Origin of the sequence: Microbacterium enclense (assembly GCA_038182865.1) — a bacterium.
Taxonomy (GTDB): Bacteria; Actinomycetota; Actinomycetes; order Actinomycetales; family Microbacteriaceae; genus Microbacterium; species Microbacterium enclense_B.
The window spans coordinates 4,031,607-4,043,674 of sequence record CP116226.1 but is presented as its reverse complement, the minus strand read 5'-3'; the positions used below and the strand labels follow the sequence as shown (position 1 = coordinate 4,043,674).

Below are 12,068 nucleotides of genomic sequence, written 5' to 3'. Positions count from 1 at the left end.
GGGGCGATCGTCTACCCCGCGTGGGGGATTCGCGAATGCCCCCGTCGGGCGATGGCCGGGGGCGGCGGGACGCGCGAGACTGGAGCAGTGAGGCCCGACGAGACGAGCGAACCGGTGCCCCGTTGGCCGTGGGCGGGCCGTCCGTGGCTCATCGATCTCGTCGTCGTGGTGCTCGTCGCCGGTCCCGCCTTCGCCCCCCTCCCTTTCGCCGAGATGCGGCCCTCCAGCCCCCTCGCGTTCGCCCTCGTCCTGCTGCCCGTCCTCGCCCTCCCGTTCCGGCGCCGCCTGCCGCGGACGGTGCTCGCCGTCTGCGTGGCGGCCTGGGCGGCGGCCCTGGCACTCGGCACGCTCTCTCCGGGCGGGGCGGTGGCCATGGTCGTCGCGACCTACGGCGTGGCGCATCGCACGCAACGTCGCCCCTCGATCGTCGCCACGGTCGCCGCCGTGGTCGCGGTGCTGTCGACGGGCGTGATCGTGTCTCTCGTGACGGGCGTGGACACCCGCGTGCTCCAGGTGGCCCTCTCGCTCGCGCTCGCCGGAGCCCTGGGCGATGCGGCCCGCTCGCGCCGCGCCTACGTCGACGCCGTGGTCGAGCGTGCCCGCCGCGCCGAAGAGACGCGCGAGTCCGAGGCGCGCCGCCGCGTCACCGAGGAACGCCTGCGGATCGCCCGCGACCTGCATGACGCCGTCGCGCACCGTATCTCGGTGATCAGTCTGAACGCCGGGGTCGCGACCTCGACGCTCGAGACTCGTCCCGATCGCGCTCGCGATGCCCTCGCCACCATCCGCACCGCCTCGCGCGACGTGCTCGGCGAGATCGGCACGATGATGAGCGTGCTGCGCGCGCCCGACGATGCGCAGGTCCTGGTCCAGCCCGGACTCGCGCGGGTGCCCGAGATCGTCGAGTCGGTGCGCGTCGCCGGGTGGGACATCGTGGTGCGCGACGAGATCGGGACGGATGCCGAAGCCGCCGGCATCCCGTTGGGTGTCGACATCGTGGCCTATCGCCTCGTGCAGGAAGGGCTCACGAACGCCCTCAAGCACGGCACCACCCGTCGTGCGCACGTGCTGCTGCGCCGCGACGGAGAGGACCTGGAGGTCGTCGTGACCAATCCCATCGACCGCATGCCCGGGCCTGCCGGCGACGACCTGCCCCCGTCGGGCTTCGGCTTGGTGGGGCTGCGGGAGCGTGTCGAGGCGGTCAAGGGCACGCTGGAGGCGGGGCTCGCTCCCGGCGGCTATCGTCTCGCCGCCCGCCTTCCCCTTCCCGCGCCCGCGGGACAGCCCGCGTCGCGGCCCCGGCGATCGCCCGAGACGTCCCCCGCGCCCGCGCCCTCGGGAGAGCAGGCGTCATGACGACCGTCATCGTCGTCGACGACCAGGCCCTCATCCGGACCGCTGTGCGCGACCTGCTCGATTCGGCCGAGGGGATCTCGGTCATCGGCGAGGCGGCCGACGGCGAGGCCGGGGTCGAGCTCGCACGGCGGCTCCGTCCCGACGTCGTGGTGTCGGACATCCGGATGCCGCGTCGAGACGGCATCGAGCTGACCGCGCTCGTCTGCGCCGATCCGGTGCTGGCCGATACCCGGGTGCTGATCCTCACGACCTTCGAGGAGGACGACTACGTCGTGGCGGCGTTGCGGGCCGGGGCGAGCGGCTTCATCGGCAAGGGCGCCGAACCCGACGACATCGTGCGGGCCGTGCTGTCGGTGCACGAGGGTGGGGCGCTGCTCTCACCCGTCGCGACCCGTGCGCTGATCGAGAAGTACGTGCGGACCACGGGTTCGTCCGACGCGCCGGCCCCCGTCACCCTGGACGGTCTCACCGACCGCGAGCGGGAGGTGCTGCTGCATGTCGCCCGCGGTCGCTCGAACGACGAGATCGCCGCGCACCTCTTCATCTCGCCGCACACCGCGAAGACGCACGTGAAGAACACGATGCTCAAGCTCGGCGCCCACGACCGGGCGCAACTCGTGATCGCGGCCTACGAGAGCGGCCTGCTCGCGCCGGGGCGGTGACAGATACGCCCGCAGGGCGCGAGACTGGCCCCATGACCATTCCCTCCGGTGACCCGACGACCCGTCTCCCCGCCGTCTTGGCGGCCATCGACGCCGACCACCCGCTCAAGACGCCCCTGCACTACAACGTGGGGCACGTCGCCCCGCGCCTCGACCGTCTCGAAGCGAAGCTCGCGTACACGGCCGAATACGTCGCTTTCCTCGAGCAGCGGATCGCCGTGCTCGAGGCGAGACTCGGCGCGGGCTCGGCGGGCTGACCCGCGCCTCACACGTGGAACCGCGCTCCCTTCGCGATCCGGTCCACCGCGTTGCGCGGCCCCCGCAGCGCGACACCCACGAGGTCGAGATCCGCGGACGGGACGGCGGCGACGGCGGCCCGGTTGGCCGCATCGTGCGAGGTCGTGAACAGCTCGCGGGTGTAGATCGCGAGGGCGACATCGCCGCGCGCCGCGGCTTTGGCTCGCACACGCGAGAGCGTCTCGGCATCCGCGGTCAGCACGATCACGGGCTGACGGAGCATCGGGGAGTACTGCGTGCCGTCGGCGTCGCCGTAGGGCTCGCCGACGAGGTCGGGAGCGCTGGTCGCAATCCCGGTCATCAGGAAGGCCGTGATGTTGAGCTCCTGCCACGGTGCGAGGTCCTCGCCGAGGACGACGACCACCTTCGTGTCGAAGAGCGGGGCGGAAGACGAAGCGGCATCGGTCATGTCTCCAGCCTCGGCCCCCGGCATGCGGGGTGTCTTGTACGTTTCTTGCATGGATGAACGGGTGCGGGCGTGGCATCCGGATGTTCCGATGCTGCGCGAGGTCTATCACGCCAGCTTCGCCCACAGCTATCCGCCGCACACGCACGACGACTGGGCCGTGATGCTCGTCGATCGGGGAGCGGTGACCTACGCCCTCGACCGCGCCGAGCACCAGGCGACCCCGACCGCGGTGACGCTGCTGCCGCCCGGGATCGCGCACGACGGGCGCCCGGCGGTCGAAGGCTCGGGCTACCGCAAGCAGGTGCTCTACCTCCGCGGCGACTGGCTCGACGCGGGCGCCGCCGCGCGGATCGCGGACCGGCCGACCCTCACGAACGCGCCCGCCCAGACCGCGGCCCAGCGAGTGCACGCCGCGCTCGCCCGCCCGGGCGACGAGATGGCCGCCGAGCACTGGCTGCTCACCGTCCGCGAGGCGGTGCTCGCGCACGCCGGTTCGTCCGCGCCCGCCCGTCACGACGCGCCCCTCGCCCGGCGCCTCCGGGCCCTGCTCGACGACCGCTACACCGAGTCGTTCACGATCGCCGAGGCGGCGGCCGAACTCGGCGCCCACCCCAGCCACCTCGTCCGGGTGTTCTCGCACACGTACGGCATCGCCCCGCACCGTTATCTCGTCGGTCGACGGGTCGATGCTGCGCGGCGTCTTCTGGGGGAGGGAGGCCGACCCGCCGACGTCGCGGCGCGAACCGGCTTCCACGACCAGGCACACCTGGCCCGGCATTTCCGGCGCGTGTGGGGCGTGACGCCTGGCGCGATCCGTGCGGCCTAGGAGCGCTTCTCGTCGCGGCGCGTGTCGGCCGTGGGGGCCAGCGCGGTCATCCAGTGCTCCATGCGCTCCTGCGCGCGACTCGTGTCGAGGTCGTCGCGGAGGTCAGGGTGCTCGGACCAGAAACGGAGGGTCGAGTACACCAGCCAGGCGTGCGCCTCGAGTTCGCTGACGGGGACGTCGAACCGCTCCACCTCCGTCGCGCCGGGGGAGCGGATGCCGAGGCGGAGCCGCGGGGTGACATTGCCGCCGCGCGCCGTGATGATCGCCTCCGGTTCGATCTCGACGATCTCGTCCCACGACCAGGTGGTGTCGAACGTCACCGCGTCGAGCGAGTACAGCGTGACCCCGGAACGGCCCACCGCGAGGCCGCGCGGTCGCCGCGCGAACCATCGCGCCCGCGAGCGGACGCCGACGGTGTTGCTCCCGGCGAGAACGACGACAGCGGCGGCGAGAGCCAGGGGGACGAGGCCGATGAGGGCGAGAAGAGCCGTGCCCCCGACCTGCAGGGAGCGTGCGATCAGGACGCCGGAGGCGATGACGCTCACTCCGCCCCCGGCGATCAGCCAGAGGGCAGAGGTCAGGGTGGGAGTGCGTTGACGGAAGAAGTACACCCACGAGTCGATCGGCTGTGTCTCGGCGCGGGTGAGTGCGAGAGCGTTGATCAACTCGGGTCGTGCCCGCTCGCCCCCGGAGCGGTCGCCGCCGACCGCCATTCCCACCGAGAGAGCGAGCAGGAACAGGACGAACACGATCGCGATGAGCGCCTGATCCGCCGCCAGGGCCACCCACAGGCCGACCGCGAGCAGCACGCACGTCGCACCGAGAAGCGTGGTGGCCGTGATGGACCGCGGCCGAGCGGGGGTCGTCCTCCACGCGCGCGGGAGCGGATAGGGATCCATCGGTGAACTCACACCTCGATTTCAGCACTCGCGGTCTCCGCGCGGCGACCAGCGCACCGGCGCGCCCGGTGCCCGGGTCGTCCACCGCCGTCGAAGATCGGGGGTGCTCGCAGGGTCCGCCCACCGCCGTCGCGGCAGGCGTAGCGTGGGGCGCGGGAGGCATCACCGACACGACCGACAGCCTCCGCACCCTCGCCGAAAGGACCAACCGTGACCACCGTCGCCGAGAACATCGTCGCCTTCCTTCGCCGTCAGAACGTCGCCCGCGTCTACGGTCTCCCCGGAGATTCGCTGAACGGCTTCACGGATGCCATCCGCCGAGACGGCGTGATCCAGTGGGCGCACGTGCGGCACGAGGAGGGGGCCGCTTTCGCCGCCGCGGCCGAGGCGGAACTGACGGGTGAGCTGGCGGTGTGCGCGGGCAGCTGCGGCCCCGGCAACCTCCACCTCATCAACGGTCTCTACGACGCGAATCGCTCGCGGGTTCCGGTCCTGGCGATCGCTGCGCACATCCCGACGGCCGAGATCGGTACCAACTACTTCCAGGAGACGCACCCGCAGGAGCTGTTCCGCGAGTGCTCCGTGTACGTCGAGTACGTCGCAGACCCGGTGCAGATGCCGCGGCTGCTGGAGATCGCGATGCGCGAGGCGATCGAGAAGCGGGGCGTGGCCGTGCTGGTCATCCCGGGCGACGTTCTCCTGGCGAAGGCGAAGAACGACCGTGTCGTCGCGATCGAGCGCGCGACCCCTCGCATCCTCCCCTCCGACGACGAACTCCGCCGGACCGCCGACGCGCTCAATGCCGCCGAGAAGGTCACGATCCTCGCCGGAGCGGGTGTGGCCGGCGCGCACGAGGAGGTCGTCGAGCTCGCCGCGCGTCTGCAGGCACCCGTCGTGCACGCGCTGCGCGGCAAGGAGCACATCGAGTGGGAGAACCCCTACGACGTCGGCATGACGGGTCTGCTCGGCTTCTCGTCGGGCTACCGCGCGATGGAGGACGCCGACGTGGTGCTGATGCTCGGAACCGACTTCCCGTACCCGCAGTTCTACCCGCAGCGCGCCACCCACATCCAGGTCGACGTCCGGGGTGCGCAGCTCGGGCGGCGGCATCCGGTCGACATCGGTCTGGTCGGCACCGTCCGCGACACGGTCCAGGCGCTGCTGCCGCTGCTGACCGAGGCGAAGTCCTCGCGCCACGCCGACGAGGCGCGCGAGCACTACCGCACGACGCGTGCGAAGCTCGACGACCTCGCGGTTCCCGCGGGGCGCGGCAAGCCGCTGCACCCGCAGTTCGTGGCGCGGACGCTCGACCGCCTCGCCGCCGACGACGCCGTCTTCATCCCCGACGTCGGCTCGCCCGTCGTCTGGGCGGCGCGGTACCTGACGATGACGCGCGAACGTCGACTCATCGGGTCGTTCTCGCACGGGACGATGGCCAACGCCGTCTCGCACGCGATCGGGGCCCAGTCGGCGTTCCCCGACCGGCAGGTCATTGCTCTGGCGGGCGATGGCGGGCTCGCGATGCTCCTCGGTGAGCTCATCACGATCGTGCAGAACAAGCTGCCGGTGAAGGTCGTCGTGTTCGATAACTCGTCGTTGAACTTCGTCGAGCTCGAGATGAAGGCCGCGGGCTTCGTCACTTTCGGCACGGATCTGAAGAACCCCGACTTCGCCGCGGTCGCCGAGGCGATCGGGCTCACGGGCTTCCGGGTCGACGAGTCGGACGACCTCGAGGCGGCGCTGTCCGCCGCGCTCGCGCACGAGGGGCCCGCGCTCGTCTCGGTGAAGACGGCGCGTCAGGAGCTGTCGATGCCGCCCTCGGTCACGCTCGAGCAGGCCAAGGGCTTCACGCTCTATGCGATCCGCACCGTTCTGTCGGGGCGCGGAGACGAACTGATCGACCTCGCCGCGACGAACTTCCGTCAGCTGTTCTGACCGGCGCCGTGCAGACGCTGCGGATCGAGGGGGCGCGGATTGATGGCATCCCGGCTCTCTACCGGGAACTGAACCGCGTGTTCATGCCGGATGAGGAGTGGACGCTGGGGGAGAGTCTCGACGCCCTCGATGACCTGCTGTACGGGGGATTCGGGGAGCTCGACGGGTCTGCTCCGGTGCGCGTGGTGTGGGCCGATCACGCCGTGTCGCGCGCCGCGCTCGGTGTCGAGACGACGCGGGAGTACTACCGCGGGAAGGTCGCGCGGCCCGCGGTGTTCGCGGTGGCTCCGGCGCAGAGAGCCCTCGACGCTCTCGACGCCGGGGCCGGCGAGACGTACTTCGAGCTCGTCCGGCGGGTCTTCGCCGACCACGAGAACATCGAGCTCGTGCTCGCCTGAGGTGTCGGCGGCGCGTTCCCCCGGTGCTGCCGAAATATCGCGGTCGACATCTTCTCCCTGTAGGCCGCTCCCGGCTGCTCTGATCCTCGTGACGCTCGCTGCGACCGGGTTCCTCGCCGAGCCCTCCGCCGAGCAGAAGCTCATCGGCCTCGCGTACGCGTTCGAGCAGCAGACGCGTCACCGCCAGGCACCGCCGCTCCTGCCGGATCTGCTGTCGGCGCCCTGAGGCGCGTCTCCCGTGCTCCGCCGTGATGCGGGCGTGCTTCCGCGCCCCGGTGGCGCGGTTGCGCTGTGCGAAACTCCTGAGAAACCGGCTCGCGGTGGCGACGCGGCGCCGCTCATCCGTTCGAGGACCCGGAAACTCAGGAGTTTCGCACGCGCTCCGCGCGGCCCCGCGCCCGCGCGCGCCCCGCCCCGCGCCCGCGCGCGCGCCCGGCCCCGCGCCCGCGCGCGCCCCGCGCCGCCCGGAGTCAGCCGACCAGCGCCCCGCCCTCGCGCCAGTACCCGAGGAACGCGACCCGCTCCCGCGGCACACCGAGTTCGCGCACGAGCACACGCCGCGAGGCGGTGACCACGCCGGACTCCCCGGCGAGCCACGCGATGTCGACGTCGGGTGAGGCCCAGGCACGCACGGCGTCCTCGGTCTCGCCCCGCCCCACGACGCGCACGTCGACCCGCGCCCCGAGCTCCGCGAGGGTGACATCGTCGTCCCGATCGCGGATCTCGACGATCGCGAGTCCGCGCGCTGCCGGCGGGAGCGAGAGCGCGATGTTCCGGACGGCGGGGATCGCCGTCTCATCCGCGACGAGGAGGAACGACGTGTACTCCTCGGGCGGCTGCCAATGGATGCCGTACCCCGTCCAGCCGTTGCGGATATCCGGGCCCGTGATCACGAGCGTCTCGCCCACGCGCGCTCCGCGCGCCCAGCGCGACGCGGGACCGTCGGGGGAGTGCAGGTAGATGTCCACGTCGAGCTCACCGGCCTCGGGGCGGATCGCGGCGGGCGTGTAGGTGCGCAGGACGTTGCGTTCGTCCGGCGGCAGTGCCTTCCACCGCGTGTACCAGTCGGCGGGGTGCGGGGTCGGCTCGGCGAGCAGACCGAAATCGGCGAGGCCGCCGCTCGGCAGAGGCAGCACGAGCTTGATCCGCTGGTCGATGCCCCACGGCGCGAAGTGCTGCAGCGCGTCGCCGGCGAAGGTGAGACGCAGGAAGTTCGGTGAGATCATCTCGCGCCGGGCCACGGCGACGGGGAAGGCACTGTACTCCCACGGACGAGGAGCAGCGGACGCCGCCTCGCCGGGAGCCTCGGGCACGGTCCCCGTCTCGGCGCGCGGAGGCATCCGGTCCCCGCCCAGCGACGAAGCCTCGGCCCGGGCCGAAACCCCGGCCCCCGGCATCCGCTCCGCGCTCACGCCTCGAGCCCCGCCGCAGCCTCGGCGGCCCGCGCCGCGAACGCCCCACCACGGAGGGGGACCACCAGCGGTCCTCCCGTGACCGGGTCGTCGATCACGACGTTCGGCAGGCCGTAGACCTCCTCGACGCGTTCGCTCGTGATCACCTCGCGCGGCGGCCCCTCGGCGACGATGCGTCCCTCGCGCATGGCGATGATGTGGCTCGCGTAGCGAGCGGCGTGATTCAGGTCGTGCAGCACCGCGACGACCGTGCGCCCGCGGGCGTTGAGTTCAGCGAACAGCTCCATCAGCTCGACCTGATGCGCCACGTCGAGGTACGTCGTCGGTTCGTCGAGCAGCAGCAGGTCGGTCTGCTGCGCGAGCACCATCGCGACCCAGACGCGCTGGCGCTGTCCGCCCGAGAGAGCATCGACGGGGCGGGCCGACAGATCCGCGGTGCCCGTGGCATCCAGGGCCTCCTCCACCGCGGCCTCGTCGGCGCTCGACCACTGCCGCAGCAGCGACTGGTGCGGGTAGCGGCCGCGGCCGACGAGGTCGGCGACGGTGATGCCGTCGGGGGCGAGAGCCGTCTGCGGGAGGAGCCCGAGCCGGCGCGCCACCTCTTTGGCGGGGTAGCTCGAGATGTCGCGCCCGTCGAGGACGACGGTCCCGTCGGTGGGGGCGAGAAGCCGGGAGAGCCCCCGCAGGAGCGTCGATTTGCCACACGCGTTCGGGCCGATGATCACGGTGAACGACCCGGGCGGGACGGCGACGCTCAGCTCGGGGACGACGGTCGTGCCGTCGTAGGCGAGCGAGACGGCACGGGCTTCGAGGCGAGAGGTTTCAGACACGGCGGCGGATCTCCGAGACGATCATGACGATGAGGTACGCGCCGCCGACCGAGACGGTGACGACGCCGACGGGAAGGGTCACCGGCAGCACATGCTGCGCGATGACGTCGGAGCCCAGGAGGAGGAGGGCGCCGACCAGCGCCGACAGCGCGAGCGACAGCGACGGCGTGCGGGCGAGCCGTCGCGCGATCTGCGGGGCGGCCAGGGCGACGAACGCGATGGGGCCGGCGATCGCGGTGGCGGCGGACACCAGCACCACTCCGGCGAGGAGCGCCAGGGTGCGCACGAGGTGCGGACGCACGCCGGAGGCCGCGGCCATGTCGTCGCCGAGTTCGAGTTGACGCAGCGCCGGGACGAGGGCGAACGCGGCGACGGCGAACGGCGCCGCGCACAGCACCACCCCGGTCACCGCCTCGCCGGTGACGCCGTTGAGCGTGCCCTGCCCCCACGCGGAGGCGAACATCGCCGTCTCGAGTTCGATGCGGAGCAGCATCCACGTGTTGAGCGAGGCGAGCATCGCCGAGACGCCGATCCCCACCACGATGAGCCGGAAGCCCTGGATCCCTCCGCGCAGCGACAAGAGCCAGATGACGGCGGATGCCACGAGGCACCCCACCAGCGCCCCCACGGCCCGCGCCGGCCACGACGCCGACACGAGCACGAGGGTCAGCAGCATGCCGGTGAACGCGCCGTTGGACAATCCCAGGATGTCGGGGCTGGCGAGCGGGTTGCGTGTGACGGTCTGGAACAGTGCTCCGGCGATGGCCAGGAGCGCACCGAGGGCGACGGCGGCGAGGGTACGGGGGAGGCGCCAGCCGACGACGATGGTGGTGTCCATGGCGTCGCCGGCTCCGAACAGCGTACGGACCACGGCATCCGGAGCCACGGGATACGTGCCCCAGCCGAGAGAGAAGACGGCGAGCACGACGACGGCCAGGAGCACCGCGGTTCCGACGACGATGCTGCGCGCGCGCACCGGCAGAGCGCCGAGCAGCACCCGGCGGTAGCCGACCTCGACCGCGGTCACCGTGCGCTCGCTCGGCGTCGGCGCGCGAGCGCGATGAGCACGGGGGCGCCCACGAACGCGGTGACGATCCCCGCGGGCACCTCGGCCGGGGCGATGATCACGCGGCCCAGCACATCGGCCAGCAGCACGACGATCGGGGCGGCGAGGGCGCTGAGCGGAAGGATACGGCGCTGGTCGGGGCCGACGATCCACCGTACGGCGTGGGGCACCATGAGCCCGACGAACGACAGGGGACCGACGAGGGCCGTTGCCGCCCCGGCGAGCACGGTGATGGCGGCGACGGATGCCACCCGCACGGTGCCCACGGGGATGCCCTGTGCCCGGGCGAGGTCGTCGCCGAGCGCGAGGGCGTTGAGCGGGCGGCCGAGCACGAACGCCGCCACGAGGCCCGCCGCGATGAACGGCGCGACCGGGAGGACGATGTCGAGGCCGCGCCCGAGGAGCGAGCCCGCGTTCCACCCGCGCATGAGGTCGAAGGCGTCGGGGTTGCTGAGCATCATGCCCGAGGTGATCCCCGAGAGCACCGCGCCGACGGCGACGCCCGCGAGCGTGAGGCGGATCGGATCGGCCGGCCCCCGCCCCGACGAGCCGACGAGAGCGACGGCGACCGTCACGACGAGAGCACCGAGGAAGGCCGGCCAGATGAGCAGGAGGGAGCTCTGGATGCCGAACACCGCCACCGTGAGGGCGACGGCGAACGCGGCGCCGGCGTTGACGCCGAGGATGCCGGGGTCGGCGAGCGGGTTGCGGGAGAACGCCTGCATGAGTGCGCCCGCCGCCCCCAGTGCGGCGCCGGCGACGATCCCCGCGATCGTGCGAGGGACGCGGAGCCCCTGAACCACGAAGTCGGTGTCGGGGGCGCCCGCTCCGGTGAGAGACGCCCACACCGTCTGCCACGGTAGGGGGTTCGCGCCGATCATCAGCGACAGGGCGACGGTGACGGCGAGGACCGCCACCAGCACGAGGGTGCCGATGGCGGTCCGACCGATCCCGGGGGATCGGGGTGCGGGGGCCGTCGTCGACACCCGCGCGGGGAGAACCCTGCTCATTTCCCCGCTGTGAGGAAGGACTCGATGTCGCCGAGCACGGACTGCGCGCCCTTCGGGCCGACGCCGGCGACCCACGTGCTCGTGTCGACGAGGGTCACGACGGGGAACGAGGCGGCGTTCTGGATGATGGCGGCCGGCACCGTGGAGGGATCGTCCACGTCGGTGGTCGTGACGAACACGGCGTCCGCGGTCGCGCTCGCGATGTTCTCGGGCGAGATGTCCGCCTGCAGGCCGTCCTCCCACTCGTGGTCGGGGATCGTGTACCCGACGCACTCGAGCAGGCTTCCCGCGAACGAGACCGGGCCGTACAGGCTGAGCGTGGTCTCGTCGCGCGGGCGGATCATCTCGGCGGTCTGCCCGGTGAGATCGTGTGCGCTCTTGATCTCGGCGCAGCGCTCGTCGACGGCATCCACCGCCTTCTGCACGTCGTCTTCGCGGCCGAGCGCTTCGCCGATGAGCGCGGCGTTGTCGCGCCAGGGATCGGCCTGCGTGGCGATGAAGACCGTCGGCGCGATCGCGCTGAGCTGGTCGTACAGCGCGGAGTGTCGCGATTCGGTACCGAGGATGAGGTCGGGCTCGAGCGCGGCGATGGCTTCGAGATCGGGCTCGCTGACGGTGCCCACGGGCGTGACGCCGTCGACGCCGAGGTAGCTCGGAACGCCGTTGACCATGTTGGCCACCGCCGCACCCACGGGGGTGATGCCGACGGAGACCGCGGTGTCGAGCTCGAGCGGTTCGAGCGTCACGACGCGCTGCGGAGCGGTCGAGACCGCCGTCGTCCCGCGGGCGTGAGAGACCTCGTGGGTCGACGCGGCGCTGGACTCGGGGGCGGCTGTCGCCCCGCCCGCGCACCCCGAGACGAGGAGGGCGAGACCGGCGACGGATGCCGCGAGGGTGAGTCGGTGCGAGGAGCGGCGGCGTGAGGGCACAGCGAGATGTCCTTTCGGGAGGGGGATGCCGGGGCGAAG

General features: G+C 72.3%; 14 protein-coding genes. 7 read left to right on the top strand and 7 right to left on the bottom strand.

The features are described 5' to 3' along the window. Positions 1-87: 87 nt before the first annotated feature. Genes PIR02_19210 through PIR02_19200 form a run of 3 tightly spaced genes read left to right on the top strand, consistent with a single transcriptional unit; the run spans position 88 to position 2,275 of the window. Complete coding sequence (locus tag PIR02_19210; GenBank protein ID WZH36851.1) at positions 88-1,356, top strand: histidine kinase; 1,269 nt, start codon at positions 88-90, stop codon at positions 1,354-1,356. Continuing rightward, positions 1,353-2,018, top strand: coding sequence for a response regulator transcription factor (locus PIR02_19205; protein ID WZH36850.1), 666 nt, complete (start codon positions 1,353-1,355; stop codon positions 2,016-2,018). Before PIR02_19210 ends, PIR02_19205 begins: the two co-directional genes overlap by 4 nt. Positions 2,019-2,050: 32 nt before the next feature. Further along, positions 2,051-2,275, top strand: a complete 225-nt coding sequence (locus tag PIR02_19200) for a hypothetical protein (protein WZH36849.1) — start codon at positions 2,051-2,053, stop codon at positions 2,273-2,275. Positions 2,276-2,283: 8 nt separating this feature from the next. Here the strand turns inward: PIR02_19200 and PIR02_19195 are convergent, their stop codons facing one another. Next, a complete protein-coding gene (locus PIR02_19195) occupies positions 2,284-2,724 on the bottom strand; it encodes a DUF2000 domain-containing protein (protein WZH36848.1) in 441 nt (146 codons plus the stop codon). Positions 2,725-2,773: 49 nt separating this feature from the next. Between PIR02_19195 and PIR02_19190 the strand changes: the two genes are divergently transcribed. Next, positions 2,774-3,550, top strand: coding sequence for an AraC family transcriptional regulator (locus tag PIR02_19190; protein ID WZH36847.1), 777 nt, complete (start codon positions 2,774-2,776; stop codon positions 3,548-3,550). Here the strand turns inward: PIR02_19190 and PIR02_19185 are convergent. Then, on the bottom strand, positions 3,547-4,449 hold the full coding sequence (locus PIR02_19185) for a hypothetical protein (GenBank protein WZH36846.1): 903 nt from the start codon (positions 4,447-4,449) through the stop codon (positions 3,547-3,549). The two genes, PIR02_19190 and PIR02_19185, sit on opposite strands and share 4 nt — an antisense overlap. Positions 4,450-4,659: 210 nt before the next feature. Here PIR02_19185 and poxB point away from each other — a divergent pair, with 210 nt between their 5' ends. The 3 genes from poxB to PIR02_19170 all read left to right on the top strand — a co-directional run bounded on the left by poxB (position 4,660) and on the right by PIR02_19170 (position 7,008). Then, entirely contained in the window at positions 4,660-6,384 is a 1,725-nt protein-coding gene (gene poxB / locus PIR02_19180) for a ubiquinone-dependent pyruvate dehydrogenase (protein ID WZH36845.1), read from the top strand. An 8-nt stretch (positions 6,385-6,392) separates the two neighbouring features. After that, entirely contained in the window at positions 6,393-6,782 is a 390-nt protein-coding gene (locus PIR02_19175) for a ribonuclease inhibitor (protein WZH36844.1), read from the top strand. Between the two features lie 88 nt (positions 6,783-6,870). After that, on the top strand, positions 6,871-7,008 hold the full coding sequence (locus PIR02_19170; protein ID WZH36843.1) for a hypothetical protein: 138 nt from the start codon (positions 6,871-6,873) through the stop codon (positions 7,006-7,008). A 244-nt stretch (positions 7,009-7,252) separates the two neighbouring features. Here PIR02_19170 and PIR02_19165 read toward each other — a convergent pair whose 3' ends face one another. From PIR02_19165 to PIR02_19145, 5 genes are all read right to left on the bottom strand, one after another. Beyond that, a complete protein-coding gene (locus PIR02_19165) occupies positions 7,253-8,122 on the bottom strand; it encodes a siderophore-interacting protein (protein ID WZH36842.1) in 870 nt (289 codons plus the stop codon). 68 nt (positions 8,123-8,190) lie between these two features. Continuing rightward, on the bottom strand, positions 8,191-9,024 hold the full coding sequence (locus PIR02_19160; GenBank protein WZH36841.1) for an ABC transporter ATP-binding protein: 834 nt from the start codon (positions 9,022-9,024) through the stop codon (positions 8,191-8,193). After that, positions 9,017-10,051 carry an iron chelate uptake ABC transporter family permease subunit gene (locus tag PIR02_19155; protein WZH36840.1) on the bottom strand — a complete coding sequence of 345 codons (1,035 nt, stop codon included), beginning with the start codon at positions 10,049-10,051 and terminating at the stop codon, positions 9,017-9,019. The genes PIR02_19160 and PIR02_19155 overlap by 8 nt, the downstream gene beginning before the upstream one ends. Then, positions 10,048-11,100 carry an iron chelate uptake ABC transporter family permease subunit gene (locus PIR02_19150; GenBank protein ID WZH36839.1) on the bottom strand — a complete coding sequence of 351 codons (1,053 nt, stop codon included), beginning with the start codon at positions 11,098-11,100 and terminating at the stop codon, positions 10,048-10,050. The genes PIR02_19155 and PIR02_19150 overlap by 4 nt, the downstream gene beginning before the upstream one ends. Continuing rightward, on the bottom strand, positions 11,097-12,029 hold the full coding sequence (locus PIR02_19145) for an iron-siderophore ABC transporter substrate-binding protein (protein WZH36838.1): 933 nt from the start codon (positions 12,027-12,029) through the stop codon (positions 11,097-11,099). Before PIR02_19145 ends, PIR02_19150 begins: the two co-directional genes overlap by 4 nt. Positions 12,030-12,068 lie beyond the last annotated feature (39 nt).